The 18,992-nt window shown below is 60.4% G+C and carries 9 protein-coding genes; 7 read left to right on the forward strand and 2 right to left on the reverse strand.

Annotated features, from left to right (window positions below):
- Positions 1-4: 4 nt before the first annotated feature.
- Positions 5-940, reverse strand: coding sequence for an iron-sulfur-binding ferredoxin reductase (locus ACEN93_RS10475; RefSeq protein WP_414882068.1), 936 nt, complete (start codon positions 938-940; stop codon positions 5-7).
- Positions 933-2,039: a GGDEF domain-containing protein gene (locus ACEN93_RS10480; RefSeq protein WP_495611376.1), complete on the reverse strand. Its 1,107-nt coding sequence runs from the start codon at positions 2,037-2,039 to the stop codon at positions 933-935. The genes ACEN93_RS10475 and ACEN93_RS10480 overlap by 8 nt, the downstream gene beginning before the upstream one ends.
- A gap of 367 nt (positions 2,040-2,406) precedes the next feature.
- On the opposite strand from ACEN93_RS10480, the gene ACEN93_RS10485 reads away from it, so the two are divergent.
- The 7 genes from ACEN93_RS10485 (at position 2,407) to ACEN93_RS10515 (ending at position 18,957) form a co-directional block, all read left to right on the forward strand.
- A complete protein-coding gene (locus ACEN93_RS10485; RefSeq protein WP_007960181.1) occupies positions 2,407-3,930 on the forward strand; it encodes a fumarate hydratase in 1,524 nt (507 codons plus the stop codon).
- A gap of 239 nt (positions 3,931-4,169) precedes the next feature.
- Positions 4,170-8,576 (forward strand): SpvB/TcaC N-terminal domain-containing protein, encoded by a 4,407-nt coding sequence (locus tag ACEN93_RS10490; protein ID WP_495611377.1) that lies wholly within the window; start codon positions 4,170-4,172, stop codon positions 8,574-8,576.
- Positions 8,573-11,356, forward strand: a complete 2,784-nt coding sequence (locus ACEN93_RS10495) for an RHS repeat-associated core domain-containing protein (RefSeq protein ID WP_495611378.1) — start codon at positions 8,573-8,575, stop codon at positions 11,354-11,356. Before ACEN93_RS10490 ends, ACEN93_RS10495 begins: the two co-directional genes overlap by 4 nt.
- A 55-nt stretch (positions 11,357-11,411) precedes the next feature.
- The gene (locus tag ACEN93_RS10500) at positions 11,412-14,174 is read left to right on the forward strand and encodes an RHS repeat domain-containing protein (RefSeq protein WP_495611379.1); all 2,763 of its coding nucleotides are present in this window, start codon (positions 11,412-11,414) and stop codon (positions 14,172-14,174) included.
- Positions 14,175-14,253: 79 nt separating this feature from the next.
- Positions 14,254-16,014 (forward strand): sensor histidine kinase, encoded by a 1,761-nt coding sequence (locus tag ACEN93_RS10505; RefSeq protein ID WP_495611380.1) that lies wholly within the window; start codon positions 14,254-14,256, stop codon positions 16,012-16,014.
- The gene (locus ACEN93_RS10510) at positions 16,014-17,342 is read left to right on the forward strand and encodes a sigma-54-dependent transcriptional regulator (RefSeq protein WP_495611381.1); all 1,329 of its coding nucleotides are present in this window, start codon (positions 16,014-16,016) and stop codon (positions 17,340-17,342) included. The genes ACEN93_RS10505 and ACEN93_RS10510 overlap by 1 nt, the downstream gene beginning before the upstream one ends.
- A 295-nt stretch (positions 17,343-17,637) precedes the next feature.
- Positions 17,638-18,957: an MFS transporter gene (locus ACEN93_RS10515; protein WP_039765927.1), complete on the forward strand. Its 1,320-nt coding sequence runs from the start codon at positions 17,638-17,640 to the stop codon at positions 18,955-18,957.
- Positions 18,958-18,992 lie beyond the last annotated feature (35 nt).

Consider the following 18,992-nt stretch of genomic DNA (forward strand, 5'->3'; position numbering starts at 1 on the left):
GCGTTCAACCACGGCTCAGGAAGACATCGGCCAGCAGTTGATTGCGCGGCAGTCCGGCCAGGAACAGACGCTTGGCAAACGCGTCGACGCTGGCCGTCGAGCCGCAGACTAAGGCCAGGGTTTGCCGGGAGACAAGGCGCAGTTGCGCCAAAGCGGCCGGCAACTCGGCCGCCGTCCACCCTTCGACGCTGAGGTTGTCCCGCTGTGCGGCCAGTGCCTCAAGGGGTTTGGCCAGGTAATGCCCTTCGGCATCATGGGCCAGGTGAATGACGCGAATGGCGCCCCGATGATCGTGCCGCAAGGCTTCGCGCAACACGCCGAACAACGGGCCGAGCCCGGTGCCGGCAGCCAGCAGCCACAGCGGCCGGTCGTGCCAGTCCGGGTCGTAATGCAAGGCGCCGCCACGCAGTTCACCGAGACGGATCGGGTCGCCGATCTGCAAGCGTCGCGCGGCATCGCTGAATTCGCCGGGCTGGCGGCAATCGAGATGGAATTCAAGAAAACGGTCTTCTTCCGGCAGGCTCGCCAGCGAATACGGCCGCGCAACGTGGCCGGCCCACAGCACCAGATGCTGACCGGCGCTGTAGCGCAACGGCCGCTGGGGTGTCAGGCGCAGACGCAACACACTGTCGCCGAGCCAGTCCAGCGCTTCGACCGTGGCCGGGCGACCATCGGTGACGGGATCGAAAGTATGCACCTGCAAATCCTCAATCACCTGGCACTGACAGGCCAACCGCCAGCCCTGATCACGCTGTTCGGCGCTCAGGGCATCGGGGCGACTGTCAGCAGGCAAGCCTTGCACGCATTGCACCAGACACGCATGGCAACTGCCGGCGCGACAGCTATAAGGCACCGCCACGCCGTTCTGATTGAGGGCATCAAGCAGGTTGCTGCCCGCCGCCACCGACCACTGTCGATCACCGACCCGCAGTTCAGGCATCGACGTTCTCCCACGCCGCCGCGCAGCGATTGCGGCCGTCGCGCTTGGCCCGGTACAGCGCCTGATCGGCACGCTGCAAGGCCTCGTCCAGATCATCGCCCAGTTCCAGCAGGGTCATGCCGGCAGACAGGCTCAGGTTTTTCACATTCAGCCCCACCAGTTCAACGTCGGTGAAGGCGATGCGCAGGCGCTCGCAACAGGCGGTCAGGCTTTCAGCGTTGCAATCGGGCAGCAGCACCACGAACTCTTCACCACCATAACGCGCCAGCACGTCGCCGTCGCGCAGACAGGCCCCGGCGACGCCGGCGAAGGATTGCAACACCTGATCGCCAGCGGCGTGGCCGTGAATGTCATTGATGCGTTTGAAGTGGTCGAGGTCGATCAGCGCCAGTCCGTGCACCACGTCGGCCTCCATCGCATTCAGCTCGCGGGTGGCCAGGCGCAGGAAATGCCGGCGATTGAACAGCCCGGTCAGTTCGTCGGTGGCCACCAGGTCTTCGAGCTGGCGCATCATCCCGCGCAGGGTGTCCTGATGCGCCTGCAAGGCGAACCGCCGCTGGCGCATGCGTTGGCGCGAGGTCTGGACGAAGCGTGCGTAAATCACCAGCCACGCCAGCACAATCAGCAGGATGCAGGCCTGCAACGCGGACAGCGCCGGATCGTGCAGCCGCAAGTGGTAACCGTCCCACAGTGTGATGGCGCAGAAGCTGAAGAACACCAGCATGGCGCAGCGCACGAACGCCCGCTGTGACAGATGGAACAGGCCGAACAGCAGGACCAGCACATAGAACACCAGAAACTCGCCCCGGGCCTCCTCCAGATGCGCGATCAGCCACGTCTGCCAGCCAAGGCCCAGCAGCACTTGTGCTTCGGTCAGGCTCGGGTCGGAGAAGCGCAGGTTGCAGCCGGAAAAGAACAGGGCGAACAGGATCGCCTGGCTGATCACCACCAGCGCACTGCCGACGGCGACGCCGGCCAGCGAATCGTTGTAGTGACCGGTGAAATACGCCAGCCACAGCAGCAGCAAAGCCAATCCATAGGTGGCTGCAGCGAGGGCGAAGCGTTTGAGCAAAAGACGTTGAATGGCGTTATGGGTCAATCGTTGACTCACCGTGCGATAAGAGGCTGACCGAGTGTCCTACTCCACAGACCGGCTGCCACTTTAGTGGCGTAGTCGATAAATGACCATTGATTTTCGGGCCGGGTATTTGGCGTCAAAAACCTGCAGCCATGCGACCAACGAATAACTCCCGGCAGATGTGCCCGCCACCGAGGCGCGGTATACTGCCGCGCCTTTTTAGCGTCGCGCCAGCAGCCCCGGCGTGCCGACCCTGAAGGGCAGCTTCGAGCTCCGAGCTTCGAGCGGCAAGTTCAAAGCAGTACACACTGCTTCAGCTTGCCGCTCGAAGCTCGCGACTTTCAGCTGCCCTTAAAGAATGTTCCCGTCTTTTAGAGGAGCGCGACTCATGACCGTGATCAAGCAAGACGACCTGATTCAGAGCGTTGCCGACGCCCTGCAGTTCATTTCCTATTACCACCCCGTGGACTTCATCCAGGCGATGCACGAAGCCTACCTGCGCGAAGAATCGCCAGCGGCCCGTGACTCGATGGCGCAGATCCTGATCAACTCGCGCATGTGCGCCACCGGCCACCGGCCGATCTGCCAGGACACCGGCATCGTGACCGTGTTCGTGCGGGTGGGCATGGACGTGCGTTGGGATGGCGCGACCATGAGCCTGGACGACATGATCAACGAAGGCGTGCGCCGCGCCTACAACCTGCCGGAAAACGTCCTGCGTGCTTCGATCCTGGCCGACCCGGCCGGTGCGCGTAAGAACACCAAGGACAACACCCCGGCGGTCATCCACTACTCCATCGTTCCGGGTAACACCGTGGAAGTGGACGTGGCGGCCAAGGGCGGCGGTTCCGAGAACAAGTCGAAAATGGCCATGCTCAACCCGTCCGACTCGATCGTCGACTGGGTACTCAAGACCGTTCCGACCATGGGCGCCGGCTGGTGCCCGCCGGGCATGCTGGGCATCGGCATCGGCGGCACCGCCGAGAAAGCCGCCGTCATGGCGAAAGAAGTGTTGATGGAATCCATCGACATTCACGAGCTGAAAGCCCGTGGCCCGCAGAACCGCATCGAAGAAATGCGTCTGGAGCTGTTCGAGAAGGTCAACCAGCTGGGCATCGGCGCCCAGGGTCTCGGTGGCCTGACCACCGTGCTCGACGTGAAGATCATGGATTACCCGACCCACGCCGCCTCCTTGCCGGTGTGCATGATCCCGAACTGCGCCGCCACCCGTCACGCGCACTTCGTGCTCGACGGTTCCGGCCCGGCCTCGCTGGAAGCGCCACCGCTGGACGCCTACCCGGAAATCGTCTGGGAAGCCGGCCCGTCGGCCCGTCGCGTCAACCTCGACACTCTGACCCCGGAAGACGTGCAGAGCTGGAAGCCGGGCGAAACCGTCCTGCTCAACGGCAAGATGCTCACCGGTCGCGACGCCGCGCACAAGCGCATGGTCGAGATGCTGAACAAGGGCGAAACCCTGCCGGTTGATCTGAAAGGTCGCTTCATCTACTACGTCGGCCCGGTTGATCCGGTCGGTGACGAAGTGGTTGGCCCGGCGGGCCCGACCACCGCCACGCGGATGGACAAGTTCACCCGTCAGATCCTCGAGCAGACCGGCCTGTTGGGCATGATCGGCAAGTCCGAGCGCGGCCCTACCGCGATCGACGCGATCAAGGACAACAAGGCTGTGTACCTGATGGCCGTCGGCGGTGCCGCTTACCTGGTGGCGCAGGCGATCAAGAAGTCCAAGGTTCTGGCGTTCGCCGAGCTGGGCATGGAAGCGATCTACGAGTTCGAGGTCAAGGACATGCCGGTCACCGTAGCGGTGGACAGCAAAGGTGAATCGGTACACATCACCGGTCCTGCGATCTGGCAACAGAAGATCAGCGAAAGCCTGGCGGTGGAAGTGCAGTAAGCGCTTCATCTGCTTGTAAAAAACCGGGCGGTCAGCGATGACCGCCCGGTTTTTTTTCGCCTGCCGTCAGTCGGCACCTGTCAGATCTGACAGGTGTCACGCCCTATGCCCTCTGTTAGCGTGGAACCTCGACGTTTACAGGTTGCGGTGCCATGGCCCTTGATGCAGATGCGCTCGTCACTCCTCCGTCCATCGCCAAGACAGCGTCCATTGCAACGAATGGGCGCAGTTGGAGTGAGATGGGTGAGACCGGGCAGCGCTCTCACACCTTGCCGCTGCCATCACTGTCTGCCCCCGGCCGCACGCTGGTTCCCGAGTTGCAACTGGTTTATGACGGCAATGGGGGCAACAGCACGTACGGACTTGGCTGGGATCTGCCGAATGCAGTCATCTCGCACAAGACCAGCAAGGGCGTACCTGAATATACGGACGGCGACGTCATGCATGCTGACGGCACCGACCTGCAGCCCGAACGGACGACGCGCGGCAAGATCAAGTCGACCCGCCGTACACGCGGCAAAGGCCGGCAGGCCAGAAAGTTTTCGGTGGTGCGCTATATCCCTCGTCTGGAAAGTACCTTCGCCCGCTACGAGCTCTGGACCGGTGACGACGGCCACGCCTTCTGGATAGTCCTGCACGCCGACGGCTCACAGCACTGCTACGGCAACACTCTGGATTCGTGCATTCACGATCCTGACGCCCCGACCCACATTGCCGTGTGGTTACTGGTGGAAATCATGAATGCCCTGGGTGAGCACATCTTTTACAAGTACAAGACTGACGATACAGACCCTGATCCGCGATTCGACTATTCGGCCCAGCGTTACCTGTGTCAGGTCTGTTATGGCAACAAGACCGCCAGTGACGAACTGTTGTGCCTCAAACATGAAAAACCAGAGATTCTGGATTGGTTTTTCCACCTGATCATTGACTATGGCGAACGTCCCGTCGGACTGGATGACGTACCACCGTTTGACGAACCAGACGGAAAAAAATGGTCGCTGCGCAGTGATCCGTTTCGCATGCATCGCTACGGTTTTCCAGTCGGCACCCGGCGCCTGTGCAAGCAAACTCTGTTGTTCAACAACATTGGCTCCAAGCGGGTGCTGGTCAATCGTCTATTGCTGGAACATAAACCGACATCGCATCTATACAACCACCTGACAGCGGCACATTACATGAGTTACGACGCTGAGGGCCGCGTCAAACACTCCCCTCCAATCGAGTACTGCTACAAGCCATTCGAACTCAACACGTTCCCCCAGGCCTTTCTGGCACTCGACCACATGCCAGGCCTCAATGACGGTCAGCCTTACCATTGCGTCGATCTTTACGGCGAAGGCCTGCCCGGTTTTCTCTGCCAATACGACAACGCCTGGTACTACCGCGAACCCCTGCGTGGCACTCCCGGCACGGACGAAATCGTCTACGGCCCCTGGACCCTGCTGCCGCTGATTCCGAACGCCGACAGCAACAAACCGCTGGTGCAGATCCTCACCGACCTCACGGGTGATGGCCGTCTGGACTGGGTCGTCGCCCAGCCCGGCGGCAGCGGGTATTACACGCTTGGTCCGGACGGCACCTGGTCGTTGTTCAAACCGTTCAGCCAGTTCCCCGTGGAGTTTTTCCATCAACTGGCACAGATGGGCGACTTGAGCGGCGCCGGTCTGGACGACCTCGCACTGATCGGCCCGAACAGCGTACGGGTTTATGCCAACCTGCGGGAAAAAGGCTTTGCATGCGGCCAGAATATTCCCCATACCCCGGACAGATTGCCGCTGTTCAGCGACGCCCGTAACGAATTGGTGTCGTTCAGCGGGATGGGCGCCAGCGGCATGGAGCTGTGCCGGATCCGCCATGATGAAATCCGTTGCTGGATCAGCCTGGGTCATGGTCGGTTTGCAGAGGGGTTCAAGCTGAGCGACCTGAAGTTCGACTATGGCGAGTTCAATGCTGACCGGGTTCGCATCGCCGATCTGGACGGTTCCGGTGCCCCGGCCCTCATTTACCTGTGCTCGGACCACTTCGAAATCTGGTTCAACCATGGCGGCAATGGTCTGGCTTCGACGTCAGTGTGCGTTCCATGGCCCCGAGGCGTGCGCTACGACAACCACTGCCAGGTGACTTTCGCCGACCTGCAAGGCATTGGCTGCGCCAGCCTGCTGTTGACCGTGCCGCACATGAAACCGCAGCACTTTGTGTATCACTTCACCAGCGAACGGCCGTACCTGCTTACCGGCTGCAACAACAACATGGGCTACAGCGCCACGCTCAAACACCGCAGCAGTGCGCAATTCTGGCTGGATGAAAAACAGTCGGAGCTGGAGGCATGCAGAAAACCGGTGTGTCGGCTGCCGTTTCCGCAGATGGTGCTCCAGTGCCTGCAACAACTGGATGAAATCACCGGCAATCTACTGAGCCAGTTTTTTGAATACTTCGAGGGTTACTACGACGGTATCGAACGCGAGTTTCGCGGCTTCGGCCGGGTCTGTCAGATCGACAGCGAACTCGAACCGGGCAAGGCCGAAAGTGGCCATACGGCGCCGACGCGCGTGACGCACTGGTTTCATACCGGCCAATGCATCAACCCGATACTCAGGAACATCTGTGAGCTGGATACAGAGGCCACCCCCTTGGGTGCCACCGTGTATTCGCGTTTAAACGCGGTAAAAGGCACTGACGTAATTCGCAAGCCCTACCCCGTCGAAGAAAATGAAATCGCTCGTGCCCTCAGCGGACAACTGCTGCGCAGCGAAGTGTCCCAGGCTGATGACTCCCCGCCCGTCCGATTGTTTTCCCTGACCGAGTGTCGCTACCGGGTTCGGCAAATCGTGGGCAAACCGGCCTGCCTGCAGGTGCTCGAGCAGGAAACCCGCAGCCATCAATACGAACGCGTCATGAACGACCCGACCTGCCAGCACGTGGTCAACATGGCATGGGACAAGTACGGTCGACTGACTCACGGTTTCACAGTGGCCTGTGCACGCCGCCGCACGAAAAATGACCCTCCGCCCTTCGAGCAGGAGGATCAACAGCTCGCCTGGATGGACAGCCATGATGAGCAACAGGAATTTTTTTATCTGACAGAGACACTTGCCGAATACATCAACCTGATCACTGACGGCCACTGGCTGCTCGGCTTGCCCAGCCGCCAGCGCGGTAATGCGATGAAGCTGCCCAAAGGCGATCTGCCGGACGGTTTGCGCGCAGCGGACATCAGTTTCGAAAATTTCGATCGGCATAAAGACAGCGCCAAGTGGAAAGCCGAACGCGAACTGACCTCGCTGTCGCAACATTCCTATCTGAAGGCCGCCGGCGAGATGCTTTACCCACCGTTGGCAGGACCGACGAAACAGGCCGTGTTCGACAAGAAGGCGCTGGAGGCCTACGCCGATACCCCGATTGTCATTCGGGATGAGCTGCGCAAGATCGGCTATGAGCCGATGAATCTGTTTTTCCCAGAAGATTCGGAAGAGGACAAACTGAAAAACCTGTGGTCGGCCGAAAGCGGATTCTTCACTTACACCGATGCCACGGGTTTCTACCACATCACCGCTGTGCAACAAACCGCCAGCCATGGCGAGACGCACATCACCTGGGACGACAATCACCTCTTCACCATTGCCATTACCCTCCCGGATGGCTGCACGACGACGATCGTTCATGACCCTCACACGCTCCTGCCCCTGAGCATCACGGACGCCAACGGCAACATCCAGGAAGTGCTTTATGAGCCGGGTGGCCAGCCCATGGTGCACAGTTTTCATGGCACCGAAGACGGCAAACCGGCCGGCTTCAAGCCACTGGCCGAGTACCCCGAACAGAAGAATCTGAGTGTCGAATATGCGCTTGCCAACCCTGAGGAAGTGCTGAAGTGCGCTGCTAGCGTGGTGCGCACCGACCTGTTCAGCTGGATGCCAGTGCTGCCGCCCGGAACGCTGCCGCGCAAAAGAAAGGAATGGATCGCCAAGGGGCTGATTCTGCCCGATGGACATATCCGCGCCTCGGCCCTGCGCTGGCTGAACCAGCGAAAACAACGCACGGCCAGCGAACAGACCCTGCTCGGAATCATCCGCACGGGCCCACGGCAGCCGGTACACAGCCTCAGCCTGGTTGCCGACCGTTACCACACCGATCTGCTGCAATTGATTCAGATGGTCATCGCTTACATCGACGGCTTCGGCCGCCCGCTGCAAAGCAAACAACTCGTCCCGCCGGGCGATGCGTTTGTGGCCACGCCCGGAAAGAGCCTTGCGCTGGACCGTGGCCAGCCGCGCACGGCACCGGCCGATCCGCGCTGGCGAGTCAGCGGGCGGGTGGAATACAACCACAAAGGCGAAACCATCCGCGTCTATCGCGCCTATTTCCTCGATACCCATAGCTACATCAATGACAGCTCAATGCGCGAGCACGGTTACCACGACCGGATGTTCTACGACGCCTTGGGCCGGCCGATCCAGACGATCAATGCGCTGGGCCATCTGGCGTTCGACATCCTGCACCCGTGGTTCACGCTCAGCTATGACTTCAACGACACGGAAGAACCGCCACCGGCCAAGCCTGCGAAGCCTGCGAAGCCTGCGAAGCCTGCGAAGCCTGCGAAGCCTGCGAAGCCTGCCAAACCGGCGAAGAAGGTCAAGCCATGAACGCCAGCGTGCACCGGAACACACCGTCGGTGGCTGTCATCGGCCCGCGCGGCGAGGTCATCAGACAGGTCGAATACCTGCGCAAGGTCGCGGACGGCCCCGTTCAGGCGCTTGTCACCCGCCAACAGCATGACGTGGCCGGCCGCGCGGTGGCGCAACGCGACCCGCGCCTGCCCACGCCCAATACCCGGACCGTGTTTGCACTGAACGGGCAGGCGTTGAACACGATCAACGTCGATGCCGGTGTGAACATCACGCTGCCGGGACTGGCCGGGGAACCCCGGCAGACCTGGGACGCCCGTGGCAATCATCGACGCATGAGTCATGATCCACAGCTGCGTCTGGTCAGTCTTGAAGAGAATGGCGCAGCGGATATCGAAAAAAACAGCTATGCCGCCGCGACTGCCGATCCCCGATACAACCTGCGCGGAAACTTGATCGAGCAGAAAGATCCGGCCGGCACGGTCGAATTCAGAAGCTACGCACTGACCGGCCAGCTATTGAGCGAAACCCGCACCTTCGAGGATGCCCGGACGTTCACCAGCGGGCTGCTGTTCAGCCCGCTCGGTGCATTGCTCGAGAGCATCGATGCAGGTGGTCACCGGCAACAATCGACATACGATGCGGCCGGACAGCTCACCAAAGTGCAACTGCAAATCAGCGGGCAAGCCTGGCAGCCCATATTGAATGACATGCAATACAACGCCGAAGGCAAGGTCATCGAGCAACAAAGCGCAAACGGCGTCACCAGCCACTGGATTTACAACGATGCCAACGGACGGCTATGTCGGCACTACGCGCAAAAAGCTTCGGGGCAGACTCTCAAGGATGACGAGTACCGTCACGACCGGATTGGCAACATCACCGTCATTCGTGACCACACCTACACACCGACCTACTTCCGCAACCAGCGGGTCGACGGCGTTAGCGAGTTCGATTATGACTCCCTGTCACGTCTGATCCGTGCCACCGGCCATGACGATGCGCCGCCCAGGGACAATCCGGGCCTGCCGCAGCCAACAGATCCCAATGACCGGCGCAATTATGTCCAGACCTATGACGTGGACAAAGGCGGAAACCTGACCTGCGTGACCCATGTCCGCGACGGCAACACCTACCATCGCCAGATGTTCGTCGACCCTGGCAGCAATCGCGCGGTGCGATGGAAAGAAGGCGATCCGATTCCGGACTTCGACGTCGAGTTCGATTCCGCCGGCAACCTGAAAGCCCTGCAGCGGGGCCAGCCAATCCAGTGGAACAGCCGCAATCAGGTGCAATCGGTAACCCTGGTCGAACACGCCAGCGGACCGCCAGACACCGAGCAATATCGATACAGCCAGGGCGTGTGCGTGCACAAACGGCTGGAAACCTACAGCGGCACAGTCAGCCACTTCGTGGACGTTCGCTACTTGCAGAACCTGCAGGTCCGCAGCAAGGAAAACGGCGAACTCCTGCATCTCATCACCGTTGCGACCGGCGTCGGACACGTTACGTGTCTGCACTGGGTGGACAAACAGCCGGTGGGCATCACCAACAATCAGCTGCGCTACTCCCTGACAGACCCATTGAGCTCGTCTGTGATGGAGCTGGATGATTCAGCGCAGATGATCAGCAAGGAGACCTACACCCCCTACGGTGCTACGGCTACGCTGGCGGCACGTTCGCAGATTGAGGTGGATTACAAGTTCATCCGCTACTCGGGCAAGGAAATGAATATCGCCGGTCTGTACGACTATGGAGCACGGTATTACGCGCCGTGGTTGTGTCGCTGGATCAGCAGCGATCCTGCGGGAGATAACGACGGGCTGAACCGGTATGCGTTTGTCGGGAACAATCCGATCACTTATTTCGATAACGGTGGCACCCAAAGAAAACCCTCAGAGCAACGTCAGATGATCAATGACCAAGTAGCTTATTTATCCACTGCGCAACAGAACCTGGACGAGGTAAACCAACAGTTTGGCGATCTGACTTCGCCGGCAAAGTTTCGATTGAAGGTACTCAAAAACTTCATTTCTCTCGCTGGCCGGGCTACCGTTGGTTTCTTCTCTGCCTGGGCAGTAACCGGTCATGCGTTCAAAGAAAGTACAATTCCTGGCGAACTGCAAGGGCTGTCATTGGGAAACTTCACGGCTGACAGCGCCGTCGGGGCTTACGAAAAAATAATGGCCCCACTCAAGATGAACGCACCGATTTTGCCAAGGCATGCGAATCTGGAACCTGGCTCTATCCGGGATCAAAGCAGCGGAACGTCTCCCGGACCACTTGATAGATTCACAGTCAATCCGGGAACGTGGGAAGAACGGTCGGAGAATATCAGGACTTTGTTCAGCATCGTTCGAGACTCCGGAGGCGGTGCGATATTGCCTGGGGTATCAGAAATTTTCGAACTCATGCGCGTAGCCAAGGACGCAACCAAGGCCGAACAGCAATTGACCGCGATAGAGTTGGATGCCTATGACTCGTTACTCGACAACCTCGAAAAATCGATTGTTCAAGCGGCAGACATCGCCGAGGCCATATTTAACGAAATGGGCGTCGGGCAATTTTATGCGAACGATCTGGATTACTTGATTGATATCGGTCTCAGCAAAGTGGGGGCAACCGATAGCAGAGCGGTCAGTCGATCCGATATAAAAAAATATCGGGAAAAGGCACTGAACAGCCTTCACGAAACCCGCACTACCGTCAAACGGTACCGCCAGTATGCGAGCATAAATTTATCCCATCGCGCTCCAAGCAACAAAGTAGTCCACTGGTGGAACAATGGCGGCAGATAGCTCAATCCACCGAAACACCCCTTCGCTCACCGTGAATGACGGACGAGGCCTGCCCGTGCGCCAGGTCGCCTATCTGCGCACGGTCGCCGACGTCCCCGTGGAAGCGCTCGTCACCCGCCTGCGCCACGACATCGCCGGGCGACTGGTCGAACAGCAGGACCCGCGGCTGTCCGTGCCCAACCTCGTGAATGTATTCGGCTTGAGTGATCAGCCTCTCAAGATCGACAGCGTCGATGCCGGTCTTGGTGTGATCTTGCCAGGGCTTGCCGGGGAGGAACAGCAGCGCTGGGATGCGCGAGGCAATCACTGGCGTACAACATACGATGATCAATTGCGGGCGGTGAGGCGCGATGTAAACGCGATGGCCGGCGTAGAAAAGATGACTTACGCCGATGCCACCGAGGATGCCGGTCACAACCTGCGCGGACAGATGATCGAGCTGGAAGACGCGTCGGGCTCGCTGAAGTTTCACAGCTACGCACTGACCGGCCCGGCACTGCGAGAAACCCGCACCTTTCACGATGACAAAGCCTTTGTCAGCCGACGCACTTTCAGCCCGCTGAACACGGTACTGGAGACGATCGACGCCGCTGGCCACAAGCAGCAACCGACTTATGACGTTGCCGGGCAGCTCATACACACCCGGCTCCAGACCAACGGCCAGCTCAACTGGCACACCGTGTTGAACAGTGCTCAATACAACGCCGACGGACAGATCACCGAGCAACACGCCGGCAATAGCGTCATCAGCCGCTGGAACTACCGCGCCGCCGATGGCCGCCTGCATCGCCATTACGCGAAAAAGTCGTCTGGGGAAAAACTTCAGGATTACGAGTACGAATACGACGCGGTGGGCAACATCACCCGCATTCTCGATCACGCCTACATCCCGACGTTTTTTCGCAACCAGTTGGTCGATGGCCATCGTGAATTCAGCTACGACTCGCTGTACCGACTGATCCGCGCCACCGGTTACAGCGATGCTCCACCGAAGGACAACCCCGGCCGGCCACAACCGACTGATCCCAACGACCGGCGCAATTTCATCGAAACCTACGATTACGGTCCTGGCGACAATCTCGTCAAGACCACCCATGTGCGCGACGGTGCCAACCATACCTTCGAGACGAGCATCGATCCCGCCAGCAACCATGGCGTGCGCTGGAAACCCGGTGATCCACCACCTGAATTCGCCAAGCTGTTCGACCCGGCCGGCAATCTGCTGGCCCTGCAACCCGGCCAGCCCATGCAGTGGAACCTTCACGGTGAACTGGAAAAAGTCACCCTGGTCGACCGCAACGGCAGCAGCGCCAACGACGAAGAAAATTACGGTTACAGCCTGGGCAAACGGATCTACAAACGCCACGAGACCCACACTACAAAAGTCAGCCACTTCCACGAAGTGCGCTATCTGCCGGAACTGGAAATCCGCACCAAAGACAATGGCGAAGAACTGCACGTCATCATCCTCGACATCGGCCCAGGCGGCGCACGCTGCCTGCACTGGGAGAAAGATCCGGCGAACATCGGCGCTGATCAGCTGCGATTCACCTTGGCCGATCACTTGGGGTCGGCGGTCAAGGAGCTGGATGCTCAGGCGCAGTTGATCAGCGAGGAAGGCTATCGGCCGTTCGGAGTAACAGCGTTCTATACCAAGCGTTCCGCCATCGAGGTCGGTTACAAAACCGTACGTTATTCAGGCAAGGAAATGGATGCCACCAGCCTGTACTACTACGGCGCCCGCTACTACGCACCGTGGCTGGGACGCTGGATCAGCGCCGATCCGGCCTATGCGGTGGATGGATTGAATATGTATGCGTTCGTAGGTAACAACCCCATAGCCCGTGTCGATGCCGACGGACAGACCTGGCTCAGCTTCCCGGCTATCGAAACGTCTGAACAACGCGATACCAGAAAGGCTGCGAGTGCGGCGAAACAGGCCCAATATCAAGCCAATATGACGTTGTCACGGGCGGTCGACCGACATAAAAAGATCCTCGAGCTCACGACACGCAGGGCTCAGGAAGCCGAACAACAGATTCTCAACCACCAGTCTGCGCAAGCGCATGGCAAGTCTGCCGCCATTCGTACAGCCACGCATCTCGGTAATCAGACACTCAGCTATGGGGCGGGTATCGGCCTGGGTGCTGTCGGCGCGGTACTGGGCAGTGTCGCCGGACCGGTCGGCGTAGCGCTGGGCATTTTCCTGGGATTCGTCGTCAAAAAATCGGTAAGCATGGGATTGGACTTTGTCTCGGAAAGGATGGGCCTGAGCGCCTCGGTCAAATTCAAGTCGAGCAAGCTGAGCTCGGTCCGGATCGTGAAAAAAGGCGAGTACAAGACCATGAACTACGGTTCTTACGTCCTGAACAAGTTCCGAGCCATCGTCCAGGGCATGATTGCCATGAACAGAAAAGGCTGGCTCCGGGGCGGCAAGGAAGTGGGGCCTGTCGTTGCCAGCGTTGTCATGAAAATTACCAAAACACCTTTTGCCAGTGAGATCAGTGCCGCTCTAAGCACGATCGCGGGCACTTTCGAGATACTCCATGAAGTCGCCGGGGCGGGAGAGCCACTGAGTCCGGAGAAAAAAGCCAACGCGGACGCTAACATCGACGGAATGGTCAATGTGTTGAATGCCTCGCTCGGCGAGCTTCAGAACCATTTCGCAAACGCCAATCGCGAGTCGATCCATACTTACCGACCGCTGAATAAGGTGTTCGGCAGCGCTCCCGGAGACTCGATGGCCAGTCTGGCGGACGCCACGGGACACACTATCGCGCAACTGAGACGGACTCAGAACCTGATCAGGGCTGCATGATCGCGTGTCGCCACGCCCGGCACCTCAAGCAGTACATGTGCGTGCTATCGTGCTCGCCCGTCCAGCGCCTGATACCCCTATGCTCACGACTTCCCGCCCATTGCGTCTGATGCTGTACACCCTGCTGATCATCGCCGGTGCCGCGCTCGCCGCGACGCTCGCGATCCGCCACGCCGAGCGTCAGGCGCTTGAAGAAGACGCGGCTCGGGCCAATCAGCAATTGGCGCTGTATGCCAACTCGCTGCACACCCTGATCGACCGCTATCGCGCCCTGCCCGCCGTGCTTGCACTGGACCCGCAGCTGCGTGCGGCGCTGGCCGGTCCCGTGAGCGCCGAACAGCAGGCAGCGCTCAACCTGAAGCTGGAAAAGATCAACGGCGCCGCCCAATCCTCGACCCTTGAACTGCTCGACCGCACCGGCCTCGCGGTGGCCGCCAGCAACTGGCGTCTGCCCAGCAGTTACGTCGGTCACAACTACGGCTTTCGCCCCTATTTCAGTCAGACCCGCACCCAGGGCACCGGGCGTTTCTACGCGGTCGGCGTGACCAGCGGGATTCCCGGTTATTTCCTGTCCAGCGCGGTGCTCGGCGACAACGGCGAGTTCCTCGGGGCGATGGTGGTCAAGCTCGAATTCCCCGAACTCGAACGCGAATGGAGCCAGGGCAGCGACACCCTGCTGGTCAGCGATGCGCGCGGGATCATCTTCATCGCCAACCAGCCCGGCTGGCGCTATCGCCTGCTGCACCCGCTGAGCCCGGCCGATTACCGCGAGATCAAGACTACCCGCCAATACGACAAACAGTCGCTGGTGCCGCTGACACATCTGGCGCTGCGCAGCTTCGATAACAACAGTGATCTGCGCCGCGTCGAAGGCCCGCAAGGCACGGCGGATTACCTGTGGGAATCGCTCCCGCTGACCGCCGAAGGCTGGACCCTGCATCTGCTGCGCCGCCCGCAACTGTCCTTTGAAGACCAGCGCAATGCCGGGCTCGCCGCCGCCGGAGTGTGGCTGGCGCTGGTGTTCCTGTTGCTGTTCCTCAACCAGCGCTGGCGTCTGGCGAAGATGCGCCAGCGCAGCCGCGAAGAGCTTGAGCAACTGGTCGAGGAACGCACCCGGGATTTGCGCACGGCGCAGGACGGTCTGGTGCAATCAGCGAAACTGGCGGCACTGGGGCAGATGTCCGCCGCGCTGGCCCACGAAATCAATCAGCCGTTGACCGCCCAGCGCATGCAGCTTGCAACTCTGAGACTGCTGCTCGATCACGGTCGGGTCGATGACGCCTACAAGGCGCTCAAACCGGTGGATGAAATGCTCACGCGCATGGCCGCCCTCACCGGCCACCTGAAAACCTTCGCCCGCAAGAGCCCCAGCGGCTTGCGCGAACGGCTGGACTTGGCGACGGTAGTCGATCAGGCCCTGCAATTGCTCGATGCGCGTCTGCGCGATGAACAGGTCAGTCTGGTGCTGCACCTGACCCGTCCGGCATGGGTGCGCGGCGATGCGATCCGCCTGGAGCAGGTGCTGATCAACCTGCTGCGCAATGCCCTCGATGCCATGCAGGGCAAGCCCTGCAAGCGTCTGGAAATCCGTCTGGAAACCGACGAGCAACTGTGGCGCCTGAGCGTGATCGACAACGGCGGCGGCATCGCCGAAGAACATCTGGGTCAGGTGTTCGATCCGTTCTTCACCACCAAACCTGTGGGTGACGGGTTGGGTCTGGGGCTGGCGGTTTCCTTTGCCATCGTCCATGAATCCGGCGGGCGCCTGTGCGCCGAGAATGGTGATAATGGCGCGGTGTTCAGCCTGACCTTGCCGATCGATCTGGAGGCGCACATCTGATGCTCAATTCGGTGATGGTGGTCGATGACGAAAGCAGCATTCGCAATGCCGTCGAGCAATGGCTGAGCCTGTCCGGGTTCGAGGTGCAGCTGTTCAGCCGTGCCGAGGAATGCCTGGCGGCGCTGCCCGCGCATTTTGCCGGGGTGATTGTCAGCGACGTGCGCATGCCCGGGCTGAGCGGTCTTGAGCTGCTGGCCGAGGTGCAGCGCCGGGATGCCGATTTGCCGGTGATTCTGCTGACCGGCCACGGCGATGTGCCGATGGCGGTCGAAGCGATGCGCGACGGCGCTTACGATTTTCTGGAAAAACCCTTCAGCCCCGAGACCCTGCTCGGCAGCCTGCGCCGGGCGCTGGACAAGCGTCGGCTGGTGCTGGAAAACCGCGCCCTGCACGAACAGGCCGACAACCGCGCCAGGCTGGATGCGACGTTGCTCGGTGTATCCCGTGGCTTGCAGACCTTGCGCCGGCAGGTGCTGGACCTGGCAACGCTGCCGGTCAACGTGCTGATCCGTGGCGAGACCGGCAGCGGCAAGGAACTGGTTGCCCGTTGCCTGCACGACTTCGGCCCGCGCGCCGACAAGCCGTTTGTGGCGCTGAACTGCGCCGCGATCCCCGAGCAACTGTTCGAGGCCGAGTTGTTCGGGCATGAGAGCGGCGCGTTCACCGGGGCCTCGGGCAAGCGCATCGGCAAGCTGGAATACGCCGATGGCGGCACGCTGTTTCTCGATGAAATCGAAAGCATGCCGCTGGCCCAGCAGGTGAAACTGCTGCGGGTGTTGCAGGAACAGAAACTGGAACGGCTGGGGTCAAACCAGAGCATTCAAGTGGATTTGCGGATCGTCGCCGCGACCAAACCCGATTTGCTGGATGAAGCGCGGGCCGGGCGTTTTCGCGAAGACCTGGCGTATCGGCTGAACGTCGCCGAATTGCGATTGCCGCCGTTGCGTGATCGTCGAGAAGACATTCCGTTGTTGTTCGAATCCTTCGCCCAGAGCGCCGCCCAGCGGTTGGGCCGGACCTTTCCGCCGCTCAGTGGTGCGCAGTTGAGTCACCTGCTCAGTCATGACTGGCCGGGCAATGTTCGCGAGTTGGCGAACGTGGCCGAACGTCAGGTGTTGAGGCTGGATGAACCGGTGCAGGGGATTGATCCGGGCCAGTCGCTGGCGGCGCAGCAGGAGGCGTTTGAGGCGCAGTGTCTGCGGGCCGCTTTGACACGGCACAAGGGCGATGTGAAAGCCGTGCTTGAGGAACTGCAACTGCCGCGTCGCACGTTTAATGAAAAGATGCAGCGGCATGGTCTGACCCGGGAGATGTTCGTACCCGACTGATCGTTTGATGATTGATCGTTCCCACGCTCCGCGTGGGAATGCCTCAATGGACGCTCTGCGTCCGCTTTGGGACGCAGAGCGTCCCCGGCTGCATTCCCACGCTCCGCGTGGGAACGATCACGCTGAATGAGCGGAAATCCGCTCATTCATTCCGGATCATCGGCAAAATCCCGCTCAACCCATCTCCCCAACCCCTCTAAACCGGCCCTCCCCCCGTTGGCACAGCTCCTGCTATAGCCCTCGCAGGCTGCGTTCCAACGCGCTCCACAAAAACAATTAAACGAAGGATCCTTCAATGGATAACTCCAACGCCCTGCCCCTTGGGTCGGCTGCCGCGCCGGCCAAAGAACGAACCACCGCCAGTCGCATCAAGTCGATCTTCAGCGGTTCCGTCGGCAACATGGTCGAGTGGTACGACTGGTACGTCTATGCCGCCTTCTCGCTGTACTTCGCCAAAGCCTTCTTCCCCAAAGGCGACACCACCGCCCAACTGCTCAACACCGCCGCGATCTTCGCCGTGGGCTTCCTGATGCGCCCGATCGGTGGCTGGCTGATGGGCCTGTACGCCGACAAGGTCGGACGCAAAAAAGCCCTGATGGCCTCGGTTTACCTGATGTGCTTCGGCTCGCTGATCATCGCCCTGAGCCCGGGCTATGAAACCATCGGTGTCGGCGCGCCGATCCTGCTGGTGTTCGCCCGTCTGCTGCAAGGCCTGTCGGTCGGTGGCGAATACGGCACCTCGGCGACCTACCTGTCGGAGATGGCGACCAGGGATCGTCGCGGCTTCTTCTCCAGCTTCCAGTACGTGACTTTGATTTCCGGCCAGCTCATCGCGCTGGGCGTGCTGATCGTGCTGCAACAGTTCCTGACCACCGAAGAGCTGTACGCGTGGGGCTGGCGTATTCCGTTCGCCATCGGCGCGCTGTGTGCAATCGTCGCGCTGTACCTGCGTCGTGGCATGGAAGAAACCGAGTCGTTCACCAAGAAGGAAAAGTCCAGGGAAAGCGCGATGCGCACCTTGCTGCGCCATCCGAAGGAACTGCTGACCGTGGTCGGCCTGACCATGGGCGGGACGCTGGCGTTCTACACCTACACCACCTACATGCAGAAATACCTGGTGAACACCGTCGGCATGAGCATCTCCGACTCCACCACCATTTCCGCCGCCACGCTGTTCCTGTTCATGTGCCTGCAACCGATCATCGGCGGCCTGTCCGATAAAATCGGTCGTCGGCCGATCCTGATCGCCTTCGGCGTGCTCGGGACGATCTTCACCGTGCCGATCCTGATGACCCTGCACACCATCCAGACCTGGTGGGGCGCGTTCTTCCTGATCATGGCGGCGCTGATCATCGTCAGCGGCTACACCTCGATCAACGCGGTGGTGAAGGCCGAACTGTTCCCGACCGAAATCCGCGCCCTGGGCGTCGGCCTGCCGTACGCACTGACCGTGTCGATCTTCGGCGGCACCGCCGAATACATCGCGCTGTGGTTCAAGAGCATCGGCATGGAAACCGGTTACTACTGGTACGTGACCGCGTGCATCGCGGTGTCCCTGCTGGTGTACATCACCATGAAAGACACGCAGAAACATTCGCGGATCGTCACTGACTGACCGGGTTTATTCAGCCACTGCACTGGTGGCTGTTC

This window comes from Pseudomonas sp. Pseusp21, assembly GCF_059492145.1.

Coding starts and splice junctions, on each gene's coding strand:
- ACEN93_RS10475 (WP_414882068.1), bottom strand. CDS start 940: ATGCCTGAACTGCGGGTCGGTGATCGACAGTGGTCGGTGGCGGCGGGC.
- ACEN93_RS10485 (WP_007960181.1), top strand. CDS start 2,407: ATGACCGTGATCAAGCAAGACGACCTGATTCAGAGCGTTGCCGACGCC.
- ACEN93_RS10490 (WP_495611377.1), top strand. CDS start 4,170: ATGGGTGAGACCGGGCAGCGCTCTCACACCTTGCCGCTGCCATCACTG.
- ACEN93_RS10495 (WP_495611378.1), top strand. CDS start 8,573: ATGAACGCCAGCGTGCACCGGAACACACCGTCGGTGGCTGTCATCGGC.
- ACEN93_RS10505 (WP_495611380.1), top strand. CDS start 14,254: ATGCTCACGACTTCCCGCCCATTGCGTCTGATGCTGTACACCCTGCTG.
- ACEN93_RS10510 (WP_495611381.1), top strand. CDS start 16,014: ATGCTCAATTCGGTGATGGTGGTCGATGACGAAAGCAGCATTCGCAAT.
- ACEN93_RS10515 (WP_039765927.1), top strand. CDS start 17,638: ATGGATAACTCCAACGCCCTGCCCCTTGGGTCGGCTGCCGCGCCGGCC.